The organism is Micromonospora sp. WMMD967 (assembly GCF_029626165.1).
Classification (GTDB): domain Bacteria; phylum Actinomycetota; class Actinomycetes; order Mycobacteriales; family Micromonosporaceae; genus Micromonospora; species Micromonospora taraxaci.
On the sequence record NZ_JARUBK010000001.1, the window covers coordinates 811029 to 828747 of the forward strand.

The window sequence follows — 17719 nt, forward strand, 5'->3', positions numbered from 1 at the left end:
GATCATGGAGTTGTGGCGGGGACGTTCACCCCTTCCGGGGCGAAAACGACCACCACAAGTCCATGATCGACCACGGCTGCCCGGCCTTCAGGACGCGCGGAGCTCCTTGGCGAGGAGCTCGGCGATCTGGGCCGTGTTGAGGGCCGCCCCCTTGCGGAGGTTGTCGCCGGTGACGAAGAAGTCGAGGGCGCGGGGGTCGTCCAGGGCGCGGCGGATCCGGCCGACCCAGGACGGGTCGGTGCCGACCGCGTCGATCGGCATGGGGAACTCTCCGGCGGCGGGGTCGTCGACCAGGATCACGCCGGGCGCGTTGCGCAGCGCCTCGCGGGCGCCCTCGGCGTCCACCTCGCTGGCGAAGACCGCGTGCACGGCCACCGAGTGCGCGGTGACCACCGGCACCCGGACGCAGGTGGCGGACACCTTGAGGTCGGGCAGGCCGAGGATCTTCCGCGACTCGTTGCGGATCTTCATCTCCTCCGACGACCAGCCGGCGTCGGCCAGGGAGCCGGCCCAGGGCACCACGTTGAGCGCGAGGGGCGCCGGGAACGGGCCGAGGTCGTCGCCGACCGCCTGCCGGACGTCACCGGTGCGGGAGCCGAGCGCCCGATCACCGGCGACCTTGGTGAGCTGGTCGTGCAGGATGTCGACGCCGGACTTCCCCGCCCCGGAGACCGCCTGGTAGGAGGCGAGCACCAGCTCCCGCAGGCCGTACTCACGGTGCAGCGGCGCGACCGCGACGATCATCGCGAGGGTGGTGCAGTTGGCGTTGGCGATGATTCCCCGGGGCCGGTTGCGGACCTGCTCTGGGTTGATCTCCGGGACGACCAGCGGGACGTCCCGGTCCATCCGGAACGCGCCGGAGTTGTCGACAGCGATCGCACCCCGGGAGACGGCGATCGGCGCCCACTCGGCGGAGACCTCGTCGGGGACGTCGAACATCGCCACGTCGACCCCGTCGAACGCCTCGGGAGTCAACGCCTGGACGATCATCTCCTCGCCCCGGCAGCGCACCCGACGGCCGACCGAGCGCTCGGAGGCGAGCAACCGGATCTCGCCCCAGACGTTGCGCCGTCCGGTGAGCAGTTCACACATGACGGTGCCGACGGCACCTGTCGCTCCGACCACGGCGAGGGTGGGCAGCGCCGTCATCGGGCGCTACCTACCCGTCCCCGCGTAGACCACGGCTTCGGTGTCGCCGCCCAACTCGAACGCGTCGTGGATGGCGCGGACGGCGGCGTCGAGGTCGGTGTCCCGGCAGACCACGGAGACCCGGATCTCGGAAGTGGAGATCATCTCGATGTTGACGCCGGCTGCGCCGAGCGCGGCGAAGAAGCCGGCGGCCACACCGGGGTGCGAGCGCATGCCGGCACCGATCAGCGAGACCTTGCCGACGTGGTCGTCGTAGAGCAGGCCCTTGAACTTGACCGGTTCCTGGATCTTGCTCAGCGCTGCCATCGCGGTCGGGCCGTCGGCCTTGGGCAGGGTGAACGAGATATCCGTCCGACCGGTGCCCTCGGTGGAGACGTTCTGCACGATCATGTCGATGTTGATCTCGGCGCCGGCGACGGTGTCGAAGATCCGCGCGGCGGCACCCGGCTCGTCGGGCACCCCGACGATCGTGATCTTGGCTTCGCTGCGGTCGTGCGCGACCCCGGTGATCAGTGCCTGCTCCACGGAAAGGTCCTCCATCGATCCGGTGACCATCGTGCCGGTGTTGGTCGAGTATGACGAACGGACGTGGATCGGCAACCCCGCCCGGCGGGCGTATTCCACGCTACGTAGGTGCAGAACCTTCGCTCCGCAGGCGGCCAGCTCCAGCGTCTCCTCGTAGGTGATGTGCTGGATGTGCCGGGCGTTGGGCACGATCCGAGGGTCGGCGGTGAAGATGCCGTCCACGTCGGTGTAGATCTCGCAGACGTCGGCGTGCAGCGCGGCGGCGAGCGCCACGGCGGTGGTGTCCGACCCGCCCCGGCCCAGGGTGGTGACGTCCTTGGTGTCCTGCGAGACGCCCTGGAAGCCGGCCACGATGACCACCGACCCCTCGTCGAGCGCGCCCTTGAGCCGCCCGGGGGTGACGTCGATGATCCGCGCGCGGCCGTGCACCGAGGTGGTGATCACGCCAGCCTGCGAGCCGGTGAACGAGCGAGCTTCGTACCCCAGGTTGTGGATTGCCATGGCGAGCAGCGCCATGGAGATCCGCTCGCCTGCGGTGAGCAGCATGTCCAGCTCGCGGCCGGGCGGCAGCGGGCTGACCTGGTTGGCCAGGTCGAGCAGCTCGTCGGTGGTGTCTCCCATCGCGGAGACCACCACCACCACGTCGTCGCCGGCCTTGCGGGCTGCGACGATGCGCTCGGCCACCCGCTTGATCCGCTCGGCGTTGGCGACGGACGACCCGCCGTACTTCTGCACCACGAGTGCCACGACGTGCACTCCCTCCCAGTGACCCTGAGCGTGCCGACGCCGCCGGAACCGGGGCCGGCGGCGCGTGTCAAACCCCTTGAGGGTATCCGGCGGGTAACGACGGCGGGTCAGGTGATCCCACCATCCGGCCCGCCCGGGTGCCGTCGGGCCGCTCCCACCAGGGCGGGAGGCACGCGACCACGAGCGCGTCCGACACGCCGGGACGAGCCTGGTACGCGCCGGCACCCGCGCACCGCTCGCAGCCACCAGAATGGGCCGGTGCCCGTCCTCATCCGCTCGGCCGGCCGTGTGCTCGGGCCGCTCGTGTTAGCCCTGCCCGCGCTCCTGGTCGCCTGCACCAGTACGCAGCCGCCCGCCCCGACGCCGACCGATCCCGGGTCGGTCGCCGTGGACGCCGCACGGGACGAGCTGGCTGCCCTGGCCGCAGCCGCGCAGGACCGCCACATGGTGGCGCAGTACGTCTACAGCCGGCCGGGTCAGCCGGACCGCACCATCGTGTTCACCAGCGCGAACGACGGCAGTTGGCGGGTCGACGTGCCGGGGGGCGGGTTGGGTGGCGCCGCCGACGTCTCGATGGCGGCGACGGCCGACGGGCTGTTCCAGTGCGCCCTGCCGTCAGCCGGTCGACCGGAGCCGTCGAGCTGCGTACGCCTCGGCGAGCGGGACGACGCGATCCCGCGCCGGTCGGACCCCCGCGTCCAGCATCCGCTCACCGATTGGCTCGGCGTGCTCACCGATCGACGCGCGCCGTTGGCGGTGGCCCCGGCCAACGCGCCCGAGGGCCTGACCGGCGCGTGCTACTCGGTGGACTCCACCTCGGCGTCCCTGAACGCCCCGCTGGACGTGGGCATCTACTGCTACGACCGGGACGGCACACCGACCGGTGTCCGGACCGGGGTCGGGACGCTGCGACTGGCCGCACCACCCGGCCCGGCGCCGGCCACCGTGCAGTTGGCCGGTCCGGTGGTGATCGACCGGGACCCGCTGGACACCGCCGCCCCGCCGACCCCTGACCCGTCGGACAGCCCGAGCGCGGGAACGCCCTGATCTTCATCCCGTTACGGGTGCGTTTGCCCACATTCTGCCGACCCCGCCTGATCGGCGAATCACCCATACAGGACGATTACCGGCATGGCTGATCTGACCCCGCTGCTCGCCTTCCGATGGAGTCCGCTGGCGTTCCACCCCACCGACGAGCTGAGGGCGGCGGACGCGGCCTCCCTGCTCGAGGCGGCCCGATGGGCGCCGTCGCTCGGCAACCGCCAGCCCTGGAGGTTCACCCTCGGCCACCGCGACGACGAGATCTGGAAGCGGATTCTGGTCAACCTGCCCGAGCGTGAGCAGCGTTGGGCGCACCGCGCCGCCGCTCTACTGCTCGCCGCGCACGTCGACGCCGACACGGCTTCCGACGCCGCGCCGGCCGACGGGATCGCCTACGACCTGGGCCAGGCCGTAGCCCACCTCACCGTGCAGGCCACCGCGCTCGGGCTGCACGTACGTCAGGTCCTCACCGTCGATCGCGCCGGACTCGTCGCTGACCTGCACCTTCCCGCCGACGTACGGCCGTACGCGGTGGTCGCCGTCGGGCGTCTCGGCGACCCACTCAGCCTCCCGGCCGACCTGGTCGCCGAGGAGACCAGCCTGCGCCACCGCCGACCCCTCGCCGACCTGCTGCTCCGCTGACCGTCCGCGTCCGGGCGGCCCGGCACGGACCATGACGCTGGTCCCATAGTCCGGACCTACCTTCCCACCGCCCCTGCCATCACGTAGGGTGACGTGGTCATGTGGCGGGCGCTTCTCCTCCTTAGCCGCCGCGACGAGGCCTGACCGGCCGGCACCTCGTCGCGGAGTTGCATCGCGCCGTCCAGCACATCCGAACCTTCTCTCGGCACCGCCGCGCATCGTCGCCCGGCATTCGCCGACACCTTCCGATCTGCTGACGCCACATGTTCCAGGGAGCACTCTGAGATGGCTCAACCTGTCACCGACCCCGAAACCGATCCCTTCGCTCGGCAGCGCCCGAGCCGGATGCCGTACCACCGCTACCAGCCCTACCGGGAGCAGTTCCGGGTCGAGCTGCCGGACCGCACCTGGCCCACCCGCCAGGTCGACGCGGCCCCACGGTGGTGCGCGGTGGATCTCCGCGACGGCAACCAGGCCCTGATCGACCCGATGTCACCGGAGCGCAAGCGCCGGATGTTCCAACTGCTGGTCCAAATGGGCTACAAGGAGATCGAGGTCGGCTTCCCGTCGGCCAGTCAGACCGACTTCGACTTCGTCCGGCAGCTCATCGAACAGGACATGATCCCCGAGGACGTCACCATCCAGGTGCTCACCCAGTGCCGGGAGCACCTGATCGAGCGGACGTTCGAGTCGCTGCGCGGCGCCAAGCGGGCCATCGTGCACTTCTACAACTCGACCTCCACCCTCCAGCGTCGGGTGGTCTTCGGCCTGGACAAGGACGGCATCGCCGACATCGCCACGACCGGTGCGCGGCTCTGCCAGAAGTACGCGGAGATCCACACCCCGGACACCGACATCTTCTACGAGTACTCGCCGGAGTCGTACACGGGCACCGAGCTGGAGTACGCGCTGGAGGTCTGCTCCCGGGTCATCGACGTGATCGACCCGACGCCCGACCACCCGCTGATCATCAACCTGCCGGCCACCGTCGAGATGGCCACCCCCAACGTCTACGCCGACTCGATCGAGTGGATGCACCGGCACCTGCCGCGCCGCGACAGCGTGGTGCTGAGCCTGCACCCGCACAACGACCGGGGCACCGGTGTGGCCGCCGCCGAGCTGGGCCTGCTCGCCGGCGCGGACCGCATCGAGGGTTGCCTGTTCGGCAACGGCGAGCGCACCGGCAACGTGGACCTGGTGACCCTGGGCCTCAACCTCTTCTCCCAGGGCATCGACCCGATGATCGACTTCTCGAACATCGACGAGATCCGGCGGGCTGTCGAATACTGCAACCAGCTGCCGGTGCACGAGCGCCACCCGTACGCGGGCGACCTGGTCTACACCGCCTTCTCCGGCTCCCACCAGGACGCGATCAAGAAGGGCTTCGACGCCCTGGCCGCCGACGCGAAGGCCGCCGGCGTACCGGTGGACGAGCACACCTGGGCGGTGCCGTACCTGCCGATCGACCCGAAGGACCTGGGCCGCACCTACGAGGCGGTCATCCGGGTCAACTCGCAGTCCGGCAAGGGCGGCGTCGCGTACGTCATGAAGAGCGAGCACCAACTGGACCTGCCCCGGCGGCTCCAGATCGAGTTCTCCGGTGTGGTGCAGCAGGTCACCGACCACGACGGTGGCGAGGTCGACCCGGCCGCCATGTGGGAGATCTTCGCGACGCACTACCTGCTCGACCACCAGCCCGACCCGGCCGTCCGGTTGGCCGGCTACACGATCAGCACCATCGACGGCAAGGTCGAGATCGAGGCCCAGGTCGGTGTGGGCGCCGAGCAGCGCTCACTCACCGCCGTCGGCAACGGTCCGATCGACGCGTACGTCAACGCGCTGCACACGGTCGGGGTGGGTGTGCGGGTGCTCGACTACCACGAGCACGCGCTCTCCTCGGGTGGGGACGCGCAGGCCGCCGCGTACGTGGAGTGCGAGGTCGACGGGCGGACGGTCTGGGGTGTCGGCACCGACGCCAACATCGTCACCGCCTCGATCAGGGCGGTCACCAGCGCCGTCAACCGCGCCCGCCGCTGACCCACGCGTCGCACCCCCGAAGTGCCTGCCTACTTCGGGGGTGTGGCGGCGGGCAGCGAGTGGCAGGGCTGTGACGGCGGGGCCGCCCGGGGCGGTCGGTGGACCAGCACGAGGGCCAGCACCGCGCCGGCCACGAGCAGGCCGGCGCACCACTCCATCGCGCCGCGGAACGCGTCGGTCAGCTCGCCCTTCTGCTCGTACCCGCCGCCGGACAGGCCGACCAGCAGCGGCAGTGCCGCCACCGCGAGCAACCCACCGGCCCGGGACGCGGCGTTGTTGAAGCCGCTGGCCACGCCGGAGAAGCGGTCCTGCACGGCGGCGAGCACCGACGCGGTCAGCGGTGCCACGACCAGGGTCAGCCCGATCCCGAAGAGCAGCACCCCGGGCAGTACGTCCGTCCAGTACGACGCGCCCGGTCCGACGCCGCGCAGCAGTAGCAGACCGACCGCGGCCACCACCGGCCCGACGGTCAGCTGGAGTCGGGGGCCGATCCGCGCCGACAACGCTCCCGAGCGGGCTGACCCGACCAACAGCAGCAGGGTCATCGGCAGTAGTGCGATGCCGGTGCGGAAGGCCGACCACTCCACCACGTTCTGCAGGTAGACGGCGAAGAAGAAGGTGAAGCCGGTGAGCGCCGCGTAGACGACGACGGTGAAGATGTTCAGCACCGAGAAGAGCCGGCTGGAGAACAGGCCGGTGGGCAGCATCGCGGCGTCGCCACGCCGTCGTTCGAGCAGTACGAAGACCACCGCCGACAGCACCCCGACCAGCGCCGCGATCAGCACCGGCACCGAGTCGTAGCCGCGTGCCGGCACGTCGATCAGGGCGTACGTGACGCCCGCGAGCGCCAGTGCTCCGAGGAGGGCTCCGGCGACGTCGAACCGGCGTCGGGTCCGGCCGGGCCCCGCGGTGCGGGAGGCGCTCTCGTCGCGGCTCTCCGGCACCCAGCGCGTCGTGGCCAGCACCACCAGGACGGCGATCGGCAGGTTGAGGAAGAAGATCCACCGCCAGGAGAGCGCGTCGATCAGCCAGCCCCCGATGAACGGGCCGAGCGCGGTGGACACCCCGGAGAGTCCGGCCCAGGCGCCGATCGCGCGGCCCCGGTCGTCCGGGTGGAAGCTCGCCTGGAGCACCGACAGCGATCCGGGCGTGAGGAGCGCGCCGCCGGCACCCTGGAGGAACCGGGCCGCGATCAGCCAGCCGGTGCCCTGGGCCAGCCCGCAGAGCACGGAGGCGGCGGTGAACCAGAGGACGCCGATCAGGAAGACGCGTCGTCGACCGAACCGGTCCCCGAGGGCACCGCCGAGTAGCACGAACGCCGCGAGCATCAGCAGATAGCCGTTGACGGTCCACTGAAGATCGGACACGCTCGCGCCGAGGTCCTGCCCGAGCTTCGGCAGCGCCACGTTGACGACCGTCGTGTCGAGGAAGACCATGCCAGAGGCGAGTACGGCGGCGAGCAGCGTGCCCCGGCCGGCGGCGGTGCCCATACGGAGGGCAGGCGCCGCTACGGGTTCGGTCATCCCACCAATGTGCCTTGTAACAAGTGGGAGACGCCACGAATTGCCAAAACCTGGCCCGGGTACTGTGCGCAGTCGCCGGGAGACCGCAAGCTGGAGAGGTGTCGTCTGTGCGTACCACATCAGGACCGCGAGCGGCGGTGGCCGTGCTCGCCGCGGCGCTGGCGCTCGGCGTTGCCGGTTGCGTCCCGCCCGACGAACCGGGCACTGAGTCGCCGACCGGCGGCGGCAACGCCGTACAGCAACTCGGCCAGCTCACCGTGGCGACTGCCGGCTCGATGAAGGGCTACAGCAGAGACCACTTCCCGCACTGGCGGGACACCGGCAAGAACTGCGACGTGCGGGACACCATTCTCCAGCGCGACGGTAAGGACGTGAAACTCTCCGGCTGCAACGTGGTCGGCGGTCGTTGGGAGAGTGTGTACGACGGCCGTAGCGCCGCCGACCCTTCCGACGTGGACATCGACCACATGGTGCCGTTGGCCAACGCGTGGCGCTCGGGCGCCAACGAGTGGGACGACAAGAAGCGCGGCGACTTCGCGAACGACACCACACGTCCGCAGCTCCTTGCGGTTTCCGCGTCCTCCAACCGGGCAAAGGGTGACCAGGACCCGTCCCAGTGGAAGCCGGCGAACCGCGAGTACTGGTGCAAATACGCCGAAAGCTGGGTGACGGTCAAGCACTACTGGCGGTTGACGGTGACCAGCGCCGAGAAGACCGCCCTGACCGGCATGCTGGAGGGCTGCACAGTGGGGAACGCGCCGTGACGGCCGCCGAGGAGAGCGGCCCGACCAACGAGGAGAAGGGTCCGGCCGCCGCCGGCATGACCGCGGACGGCACCGCCGAGACCCCCGCCGCCGTGCCGGGTGCCGGGATGGTCGCGGATGCCGGCGGCGCGGCCGGCCCGCAGAGCCGTACCTCCGACATCGTGCCCGGCCCCGGCGGCGTGATGACCGACGAGGTCGGCGTCGTCACCGGCGACCTGACCCTGCGTACCGAGTACGCCGACGGCAAGGTCACCCTTCGGGTTCAGTACAAGGACGCGGACGAGTGGTACGTGGTCACCGGCACGTCGGTGGCGTTGGCCGACCCGGCAGGGCTCGACGCGGTGCACGGTGTCGCCGTGGGCCTGCTGCACCGACCCGAGGGCTGAGCCGCGCTCGCCCCGACCGTTGATCGGGGCGAGCGGGCTTCGTCAGACGTACGAGCCGGGCTCGGTCGGCGCGGAGACCACGGCCGGCGCTTCGCCCTCGTCCTCGGGGCGGACGATCTGCGCGCTGACCTGGTGCGGGCGTAGCTCACCGCTGGCGATCTGCTCGGCCCAGTGGCAGGCCACCCGGCTGACGCCGATCTCCCGCAGCACAGGCCGTTCGTCCGCGCAGCGCGTGGGCTGCGCCCAGGGGCAGCGCGTGTGGAAACGGCAGCCCGACGGGGGGTTGGCCGGTGACGGCAGGTCACCGGCGAGCAGGATCCGCTCCCGACGGTCCTCCACGTCCGGGTCCGGCACCGGCACCGCCGACATCAACGCCCGGGTGTACGGGTGCAGCGGCTCGGTGTAGAGCCGGTCGCTCGGCGCCTCCTCGACCAGCGCGCCCAGGTACATGACGCCGACGGTGTCGGAGATGTGCCGGACCACTGCGAGGTCGTGCGCGATCACCAGGTAGGTCAGCCCGAGGCTGTCCTGGAGTTCGTCGAGCAGGTTGACCACCTGGGCCTGGATCGAGACGTCGAGCGCCGAGACCGGCTCGTCCGCGACGATCAGCTCCGGCCCGAGCACCAGCGCGCGGGCGATGCCGATGCGTTGCCGCTGCCCACCGGAGAACTCGTGCGGGTAGCGGGAAAGCGCCCACCGGGGCAACCCCACCGCGTCCAGGGTCTCGCCGATGATCCGGCGACGGTCGGTGCGGTCGGCACCGATCCCGTGGGTCTGCATGCCCTCGGTCAGGATCGACTCGACGTTCTGCCGGGGGTCGAGGCTCGACATCGGGTCCTGGAAGATCATTTGCATCCGCCGACGCATGCTGCGCAGCTTGCCCGCCGGCAGCGTGGTCAGCTCGACACCGTCGAACTCGACCTCGCCAGCGGTCGGCGGGGTGAGCTGGAGCAGCGCCCGACCCAGCGTGGACTTGCCACAGCCGGACTCGCCGACCAGACCGTACGTCTTGCCCCGGGGGATGCTGAGGTCCACACCGTCGACGGCCTTCACGTGGCCGACCACCCGGTCGAACAGCACACCCCGCTTGATCGGGAAGTGCACCTTCAGGTCGCGTACCTCGACGAGAGTGTCGTTCTCACTCACGCTTGTTCCTCCTCGCGCGGGGCGGGCACCGTGCCGGGCACCGGCTCCGGGTTGACGCACCGGTAGCTACGTCCGTCGTGTGCCTGCACCAACTCCGGCGGCTCACCCACGCACTCGTCGGTCCGCCGGGCGCAGCGCGGGGCGAAGGCACAACCCTCCGGCCAGGGCAGCAGGTCGCGGACCGAGCCGGGAATCGGGCTGAGCTTCTCGCCCCGCCCGGCGTCCAGGCGAGGCACCGAGCCGAGCAGACCCACCGTGTACGGGTGCCGAGGCTGACGGAACAGTGGACGGCGGCGGGCCGTCTCCACCACTCGGCCGCCGTAGAGCACGTTGACGGTGTCGCACATGCCGGCCACCACACCCAGATCGTGGGTGATCATCAGCAGCGCGGTGCCGGAGTCCCGGACCAGTTCCTTGAGCAGTTCCAGGATCTGGGCCTGGATGGTGACGTCCAGTGCGGTGGTCGGCTCGTCGGCGATCAGCAGCCGAGGCTGGCAGGCCACCGCCATCGCGATGAGCGCACGCTGGCGCATCCCGCCGGAGAGCTGGTGCGGGTACTCCTTCAGCCGCCGCTTCGGGTCGGGAATGCCGACCCGGTCCAGCAGCTCCGCCGCCTCCTTGGACGCGGCCGCGCCCTTCATCCCCCGGTGCCGGGTCAGCACCTCGGTCACCTGCAACCCGATCGGGATCACCGGGTTCAGCGAGGACAGCGGGTCCTGGAAGATCATCGCGATGTCCCGACCACGGATGTCCCGCCGCGACCGGTCGTCGAGCTGGAGCAGGTCGGTGCCGTCGAAGACGGCCTTGCCGCCGACGCGCAGGCCCGGCTGCTTCGGCAGCAAGCCCATGATCGCGAGCGAGGTGACGCTCTTGCCACAGCCGGACTCGCCGACCAGGCCGACCACCTCACCGGCGTCGACCGAGAAGGACACCCCGTCGACCGCGTGCACGGCCCGCTGGCCGCGCCGCGCGAACGTGACGGAGAGATCATCAACTTCGAGCAGTGCCATTACTGGCCTTCCGTTCGCGACTGCGGGGCTCGCAAGCTCACTCCTCGCGCTTCACACATCAGGGCCTTCGTTCGCGACTGCGGGGCTCGCAAGCTCACTCCTCGCGCTTCACACATGACGGGCCTACTTCCGCAGCTTCGGGTCGAGGGCCTCACGCATCGCCTCACCGAGAAGGGTGAAGCCGAGCGCGGTGATGATGATCGCGACGGCCGGGTAGATCGCCAGCGACGGCCGGATACCGAGGTACTGCTGTGCGTCGGCGAGCATGACGCCCCACTCCGGTACGGCGGTGTCCGGGTTGCCGAGGCCGAGGAACGACAGCGCGGCGGCCTCGATGATCGCGGTGGCCAGCGTCAGGGTGGCCTGCACGATCACCGGCGCGAGCGAGTTCGGCACCACGTGGGTCAGCGCGATCTTCGACTTCTTCACGCCGAGCGAGGTGGCCGCCAGCACGTAGTCGCTGTTGGCCTGGGAGATCATCGAACCGCGCAGCAGCCGGGCGAACACCGGCACCGAGACCACGCCGACCGCGATCATCACGGTGGTCAGGCTGGCCCCGAGCAGGGCGGCGATGCTCACCGCCAGCAGCAGGCTCGGCATCGCCAGCAGCATGTCGATGAACCGCATCAGGGTGGTGTCGACCCACCGCCCCCACCGGCCACCGAGGCCGGCCGCCGCACCCGAGATGCCACCGATCAGCGCACCGATCGCCAGACCGATCAGAGTGGACACCACACCGACCAGCAGGGTCTGTCGGGCGCCCACGATCATCCGGCTGAACTCGTCCCGGCCCTGGTGGTCGTATCCGAACCAGTGGTCACCGTCGGGGCCGGGGATGACACCCGGCTTGATCAGCCCTTCCCGGATGCCGATCGTGTCGGTCGGCGCGTACGGCACGAGGAACGGGCCGAGCACCGCGACCAACACGAAGATCGCCAGGATGACCGCGCCGACGATCGCGGCCGGGTTGCCGCGCAGCCGGCGGAACGCCTCCTGCCACAGGCTGACGCCGCGCTCGTCGTCACGGGCGGCCAGCTCCGAGAGCCGGTCGATCTTTTCGCGCTTCTTGCCCGGGCTGAGTGTCATCGCACCCTCACCCTCGGGTCGATGAAGCTGTAGGAGAGGTCGACCAACAGGTTCACCAGCACGTACACCACCGCGATGATCAGAATGAAGCCCATCAGCACCGGATAGTCGCGCTGGCCGATGGCCTCGGCGACGAACGCTCCGATGCCACTGAAGGCGAAGACGGTCTCGGTCAGCACGGCGCCGGAGAGCAGGCCGCCGGCGAGCAGACCGATCGAGGTGGCCACCGGCAGCATCGCGTTGCGCAGCACGTGCCGGCGACGGACCGTCTGCTCGGTCAGGCCCTTCGCCTCGGCGGTGCGTACGAAGTCCTCGTTGAGGACCTCCAGCACACTCGCCCGGGTGATCCGGACGATGATCGCCAGCGGGATGCTGGCCAGCGCGATGGCCGGTAGCACCAGATGCCACAGGGCGTCGGCCGCGGCGTCCCACTCACGGGTCATCAACCCGTCGAGGACGAAGAAGTTGGTGACCCGGGTCGCCCCGAGCGTCGGGTCCTGCCGACCGCTGGACGGGAACCAGTGCAGGTTCTCCGAGAAGATCGCCTTGAGCACGTAGCCCAGGAAGAAGACCGGGATGCAGATGCCGATCAGCGAGCCGCCCACGGACGCGTGGTCCAGGAAACGGCCGCGACGACGGGCGGCCAGGTAACCCAGCGGGATGCCGACACCGATCGCGATGATCATCGCGGTGATGGTCAGCTCGACGGTGCCGGGGAAGCGCTCGATGAACTCCGTGGTGACCGCCCGCTTGGTGGAGGTCGACGTGCCCAGGTCGAGCTTGATCAGCCGACGGACGAAACGGCCGTACTGCACCAGGATGGGCTCGTCGAGCCCCATGTTGCGCCGGATGGCGGCACGCATCTCGGGCGTACCGCGCTCGCCGAGGATGGCGGTCTCGGGGCCGCCGGGGAGCCGGCGGAGCCAGATGAAGAGCAGGAGGGAGAGCCCGAACAGCGTGGGTATCAGCTGAAGCAGGCGTCTGACGATGAACCGGAACACGGCGGCCTCGAAGGGGTGCGGAGGGTTACGGGCGGGCGCTGTTGGACAGCGCCCGCCCGCGTTCCTTGCTGCGTCAGATCAGGACTTACTTGTACTCGGCGGTCGAGAACCGCTCGTCGGTGAGCGGGCTCGCCTTGACGCCGGTCACGTCCTTGCCGAACACGATCGCCGGCGGCGAGTGCGAGATCGGCACACCGGGCAGGAAGTCCATGATGGACTTGTTCAGGGCCTTGTACTTCTCGGTCCGGGCCGCGATGTCAGCGGTGGTGTCCGCGTCCTTGAACTGGTCGAACAGGGCCTTGTTGTTGAAGCCCCACTCGTCCTTCGGCCGGTCGAAGAAGGTACCGATGAAGTTGTAGGCGTCGCCGTAGTCACCGGTCCAGCCCAGGAAGTGGATGTCGTGCTTGCTTCCCGAGGTGGTGGCGTTGAGGTAGTCCGGGCTCCACTTGAGCGGGATCGCCTCGACGGTGATGCCGACAGCCTTCAGGTCCGCCGACAGCAGCTCGAAGATGTCCTTCGGGTTCGGCATGTACGGCCGGGTGACCTCGGTCGGGTAGTGGAACTTCAGCGTCAGGTTCGACGCGCCCGCCTCGGCCAGCAGCGCCTTCGCCTTGGCCGGGTCGTAGGTGTACTTCGTGACGTCGCCGTTCCAACCCTCGACGGTGTCCGGCATGAAGTTGTCGGCGACCTTGGCGCCCGGCGGCAGCTTGGAGGTGACCAGCTGCTGACGGTTCAGGGCGTACGCGATGGCCTGCCGGACGCGGATGTCGGCGAGCTTCGGGTTGCCCTTCTGGTTGATCGCCAGGTAGAGCACGTTGAACGCCGGCCGGGTGAGCATGTTGAAGCCCTCGGACTTCAGCGGCTCGACGTCGGCCGGGCCGACCAGGTCGTAGCCCTGGATGTCACCGGAGCGCAGCGCCTGCTTGCGGGCGTTCTCGTCCGAGATCGTCTTGAAGATGAGGCTCTTCAGCTTGGCCTTGGGGCCGGCGTAGTCGTCGTTGCGCTCCAGGGTGAGCGTCTTGTTGGCGACGTCCCAGGCCTTGAACTTGAACGGGCCGGTGCCGGTCGGGTGCGCCGTCGCGTACGCCGGGTACTTGATGTCCTCGGCGGTGCCGCCGACGTTGCTGGCGTCGAACTCCTGCAGCGCCTTCGGGCTGTGGATGGAGAACGAGGGGAGCATCAGCGCAGCCGGGATCTTGCTGGAGACCCGCGTGAAGGACAGGTCCACAGTGGTGGCGTCCTTGGCGGCGCAGGACTTGAAGAGGCTCGGCGGCAGCTCGGCGTCCTCGTTCTTGGCGAAGCCGCCCATGACGTCCTGCCAGTACGCGGTCACGTCCGGGCTCTGCATGAGGCCCTTGGCGTTATACCAGCGGTTGAAGTTGACGCAGACGGCCTCGGCGTTGAAGTCGGTGCCGTCGTGGAACTTCACGCCCGAGCGGAGCTTGAAGGTCCAGGTGGTGCCCGCGGCGTCCGGGGTCCAGGACTCGGCCAGACCGGGGGTGACCTTCGTGCCACCCTCCTCCGGCCGGACCAGGGTCTCGAAGACCTGACGCGCCACGCGCAGCGACTCACCGTCGCTGGCGAAGCTCGGGTCGAGCACCTTCGGGTCTCCGGCGACGCCGAAGACGAGGGTGTCCTTCTTGCTACCGCCGGATTTGTCGTCGCGGTTGCTCTCGGCGCAGCCTGCTACCGCGAGGGCCGCGACCGCGACGGCCGCGATCGCGACCTTCGGCCTGGGTGCACGCATGTGTGCTTCACCTCGTCCTTGGGGGTACGGACAACGTGGTGACAGGGGTCACCGATGGCGGTGACCATAGCTCTCGTTACGTCCACCCGGAAACTGCCAGGTGGACGGTTGGTATCGGATCGTGCCTCAAGCGCCGGTTGACTTTCGATTCGAAGGTAAATGGCCCCTCAAACCGATCAATCCGCACCCGTGATGCCAAACTGTTACGTCGAACAGCCCCGATGAGGGATCAAGTGTCAGATCAATTCCGGGCAGTGACGAAGCGATGGCCGACACCCCGAAGGGTGCCGGCCATGGCTGTACGTAAGGGGATCAGACCGCGCGGCGGCCCTCGAAGGCCCGACCGAGGGTGATCTCGTCGGCGTACTCCAGGTCGCCGCCGACCGGCAGCCCACTGGCCAGTCGGGTCACCGAGATGCCCATCGGCTTCACCATCAGCGCCAGGTAGGTGGCGGTCGCCTCGCCCTCGGTGTTCGGGTCCGTGGCCAGGATCAACTCCCGCACCGCACCTCCGCCGAGCCGGATCAGCAGCTCCCGGATGCGCAGATTGTCCGGGCCGATCCCCTCCAGCGGATTGATCGCACCACCCAACACGTGGTAGCGACCGCGGAACTCACCGGTCCGCTCGATGGCCACCACATCCTTGGGCTCCTCCACCACGCACAGCACCTCGTCCGTGCGGCGCGGGTCGCGGCAGATCCGGCACTGCTCGGACTCGGCCACGTTGTAGCAGGTAGTGCAGAACCGCACCAGCTCCTTGACCTTGCGCAAGGCGCCGGCCAGCCGGTTGACGTCGGCCGGGTCCGCCGAGAGGACGTGAAACGCGATCCGCTGGGCGCTCTTCGGGCCCACGCCCGGCAACCGACCCAGCTCGTCGATCAGGTCCTGGATGGCACCTTCGTACATCTGCCGGCTCAGAAACCGGGCAGGCCGAGGCCGCCCATGCCACCGGCGACCGGGCCCATCTTGCGCTCGGTCAGCTCGCGGGCCGCCTCGGCGGCGTTGTGCACGGCGGCGACGACCAGGTCCTCAAGCGTCTCCACGTCGTCCGCGTCGACGGCCTTCGGGTCGATCTTGATGGCCTTCAGCTCACCGGAACCGGAGACGGTCGCCGTGACCAGCCCACCGCCGGCGGTGCCGGTCAGCTCGGCCTCGGCCAGCTCGGCCTGGGCGGCGGCGATCTGCTGCTGCATCTTCTGCGCCTGCTTCAGCATCTGCTGCATGTTCGGCTGTCCACCTGGGCGCACTGATGGCTCCTTCTCGCACTCGTCTGCTCGGCCGCCGCCCAGCCTATCCGCTGGGACCGACCCTGCCCCGCCCGGTGCGTCCGCCCACGCCGGACCCAGGAAGCGGCCGCGCGGGGTGGCGTGGCTCAGAGTCGGGCGCGCTGCTCGCGCAACAGCGACTCGACGGCGACGACGGTGTCCGGGAGCCGGTCGGCGGGGCTGACCGCGCGGACGAATATGAGGACCTCGTCAGCTATCTCGACGGCCGAGATCGCGCTCGCCTCCGCCTCCAGGAAGGCCATCACTGGCCCGTCGCCGCCGATGGTGACCGTGTCGTGGTTCGCCAACTGCAACTCGATATAGGAGTGGCTGAACTCGACCGCCACCTCCTTGGACTCGAATTCGAGCAGGGTGACCGTTACGGCGGTGTTGTCCGGTTGGGTCCACGCCGCACCGGCGGCATGGCGCAGGTCGGCGCGTACCTGCGGGGTCAGCAGTAGGTGCTGCGTGTCCGCGCCCGGCAGGAGCCGGTCGAAGTCGACAGTGTCGTTGGTAGCGACCGGAACGGCTGGTGTCGAGTCAGCCGGACCGGCAACCACCAGCGCACCGAGGTCGGGCCTCGGCTCGGGCATCTGATCACCCTGAAAGGCGGACAGGGCGATCAGTGACAGAAACGGGGTCGCCGGGGCGAGGGCCAGTCCGGCTAGGCCACCGGCCACGAGGCTGACGATCAGGACGAGGCGATGCCGCCACGGCTTGACCGGCGGGTGGGGGCCCTGCCCCATGGACGGTTCTGCCTGCGTCGGCACATGCGTGCCCGGCGCGGCGGGCTCCTCGGTGGTGGCGATTCACACATCCTGGCAACGCCTCGACACGCCGTCCATCCACGCAACGGGTACGGCTGGCACTACCCCGAACCGGCCATCTGCCGGTAGTGCGCCACGAACCACCCACCTGGTGTGCTCAAGGCATGGATATCAGCCGCTCCGGCCGGATCGGCGCGCTGTGCTGGGTCGCGGCCGCCCCGCTCTTCCTCGTCGCCAATCTGGTCACCGGTCTGCGGTGGCGCGACCCGACCTACAGTTGGGCCACCCACAACATCAGCGACCTCGGCAACGCGCACTGCGGCATCTGGGACACCAGTCGCCCTCGCTACGTGTGCTCCCCCTGGCATCCGCTCATGAACGCCGCGACACTCACCACCGCCGTGTTGCTCGCCGTCGGAATCCTGCTGACCTGGCGGATCCTCGGTCGCGGTGGCGTGGTGCGCGCGGCCCAGTCGCTCCTGCTGCTGGCCGCCTGCGGGTACGCCCTGGTCGCCCTCTACCCGGCCGACATCGACGAGAACCTGCACGTCCTCGGCGCATTCCTGATCATGGGGCCGGGCAACGTCGGCCTGCTCCTCGCCGGCTTCGCGCCGGGCACCACGACGCTCGGCCGGTGGCGACGCCTCACCCTCACCGCCGGGATCATCGCCCTGGCCGGGACGGCGCTGTTCTTCGCCCAGCAGGGCATCGGCATCGGCGTGGGCGGCATGGAACGAGTAGCCGTCCTACCCCTCCCCCTCTGGACCTGCTGCCTAGGCGTCCTACTGGCCGAAACCCCAAACCCCGCCCCGGCCCTCACCCCCGCCCGCGTCGATCATGGAGTCGTGGTGTCCGAATAGACCAGCAACGGGCGGCTTGCCAC

General features: G+C 69.8%; 17 protein-coding genes. 6 read left to right on the forward strand and 11 right to left on the reverse strand.

The window, feature by feature from the left end:
* Nucleotides 1-87: 87 nt before the first annotated feature.
* On the reverse strand, nt 88-1149 hold the full coding sequence (locus O7631_RS03835) for an aspartate-semialdehyde dehydrogenase (protein ID WP_278143040.1): 1062 nt from the start codon (nt 1147-1149) through the stop codon (nt 88-90).
* A 6-nt stretch (nt 1150-1155) separates the two neighbouring features.
* On the reverse strand, nt 1156-2421 hold the full coding sequence (locus O7631_RS03840) for an aspartate kinase (protein WP_088987236.1): 1266 nt from the start codon (nt 2419-2421) through the stop codon (nt 1156-1158).
* 258 nt (nt 2422-2679) lie between these two features.
* Between O7631_RS03840 and O7631_RS03845 the strand changes: the two genes are divergently transcribed.
* The 3 genes from O7631_RS03845 to leuA all read left to right on the forward strand — a co-directional run bounded on the left by O7631_RS03845 (nt 2680) and on the right by leuA (nt 6141).
* A complete protein-coding gene (locus O7631_RS03845) occupies nt 2680-3468 on the forward strand; it encodes a hypothetical protein (protein WP_278143041.1) in 789 nt (262 codons plus the stop codon).
* 84 nt (nt 3469-3552) lie between these two features.
* Entirely contained in the window at nt 3553-4104 is a 552-nt protein-coding gene (locus tag O7631_RS03850; protein ID WP_278143042.1) for a nitroreductase family protein, read from the forward strand.
* Nucleotides 4105-4389: 285 nt separating this feature from the next.
* Complete coding sequence (gene leuA, locus O7631_RS03855; RefSeq protein ID WP_278143043.1) at nt 4390-6141, forward strand: 2-isopropylmalate synthase; 1752 nt, start codon at nt 4390-4392, stop codon at nt 6139-6141.
* Between the two features lie 29 nt (nt 6142-6170).
* On the opposite strand, the gene O7631_RS03860 is transcribed toward leuA, so the two are convergent.
* Entirely contained in the window at nt 6171-7664 is a 1494-nt protein-coding gene (locus O7631_RS03860; RefSeq protein ID WP_278143045.1) for an MFS transporter, read from the reverse strand.
* Between the two features lie 107 nt (nt 7665-7771).
* Here O7631_RS03860 and O7631_RS03865 point away from each other — a divergent pair, with 107 nt between their 5' ends.
* Nucleotides 7772-8428: an HNH endonuclease family protein gene (locus tag O7631_RS03865; RefSeq protein ID WP_278143046.1), complete on the forward strand. Its 657-nt coding sequence runs from the start codon at nt 7772-7774 to the stop codon at nt 8426-8428.
* The gene (locus tag O7631_RS03870; protein ID WP_278143047.1) at nt 8425-8814 is read left to right on the forward strand and encodes a hypothetical protein; all 390 of its coding nucleotides are present in this window, start codon (nt 8425-8427) and stop codon (nt 8812-8814) included. Before O7631_RS03865 ends, O7631_RS03870 begins: the two co-directional genes overlap by 4 nt.
* Before the next feature lie 42 nt (nt 8815-8856).
* On the opposite strand, the gene O7631_RS03875 is transcribed toward O7631_RS03870, so the two are convergent.
* The 8 genes from O7631_RS03875 to O7631_RS03910 all read right to left on the reverse strand — a co-directional run bounded on the left by O7631_RS03875 (nt 8857) and on the right by O7631_RS03910 (nt 16662).
* Nucleotides 8857-9960 carry an oligopeptide/dipeptide ABC transporter ATP-binding protein gene (locus O7631_RS03875; protein WP_269681968.1) on the reverse strand — a complete coding sequence of 368 codons (1104 nt, stop codon included), beginning with the start codon at nt 9958-9960 and terminating at the stop codon, nt 8857-8859.
* Nucleotides 9957-10970, reverse strand: a complete 1014-nt coding sequence (locus O7631_RS03880; RefSeq protein WP_088987230.1) for an ABC transporter ATP-binding protein — start codon at nt 10968-10970, stop codon at nt 9957-9959. Before O7631_RS03880 ends, O7631_RS03875 begins: the two co-directional genes overlap by 4 nt.
* 123 nt (nt 10971-11093) lie before the next feature.
* A complete protein-coding gene (locus O7631_RS03885; protein WP_269681967.1) occupies nt 11094-12056 on the reverse strand; it encodes an ABC transporter permease in 963 nt (320 codons plus the stop codon).
* On the reverse strand, nt 12053-13057 hold the full coding sequence (locus O7631_RS03890) for an ABC transporter permease (RefSeq protein WP_269681966.1): 1005 nt from the start codon (nt 13055-13057) through the stop codon (nt 12053-12055). Before O7631_RS03890 ends, O7631_RS03885 begins: the two co-directional genes overlap by 4 nt.
* Before the next feature lie 85 nt (nt 13058-13142).
* Entirely contained in the window at nt 13143-14804 is a 1662-nt protein-coding gene (locus tag O7631_RS03895) for an ABC transporter substrate-binding protein (RefSeq protein WP_278143048.1), read from the reverse strand.
* A 312-nt stretch (nt 14805-15116) separates the two neighbouring features.
* The gene (recR, locus tag O7631_RS03900; RefSeq protein ID WP_145778528.1) at nt 15117-15710 is read right to left on the reverse strand and encodes a recombination mediator RecR; all 594 of its coding nucleotides are present in this window, start codon (nt 15708-15710) and stop codon (nt 15117-15119) included.
* Nucleotides 15711-15718: 8 nt separating this feature from the next.
* Nucleotides 15719-16027 carry a YbaB/EbfC family nucleoid-associated protein gene (locus O7631_RS03905; RefSeq protein WP_030489880.1) on the reverse strand — a complete coding sequence of 103 codons (309 nt, stop codon included), beginning with the start codon at nt 16025-16027 and terminating at the stop codon, nt 15719-15721.
* A gap of 149 nt (nt 16028-16176) precedes the next feature.
* The gene (locus O7631_RS03910; RefSeq protein ID WP_278143049.1) at nt 16177-16662 is read right to left on the reverse strand and encodes a hypothetical protein; all 486 of its coding nucleotides are present in this window, start codon (nt 16660-16662) and stop codon (nt 16177-16179) included.
* Nucleotides 16663-17000: 338 nt separating this feature from the next.
* Here O7631_RS03910 and O7631_RS03915 point away from each other — a divergent pair, with 338 nt between their 5' ends.
* Nucleotides 17001-17696, forward strand: a complete 696-nt coding sequence (locus tag O7631_RS03915; RefSeq protein ID WP_278143050.1) for a DUF998 domain-containing protein — start codon at nt 17001-17003, stop codon at nt 17694-17696.
* Nucleotides 17697-17719 lie beyond the last annotated feature (23 nt).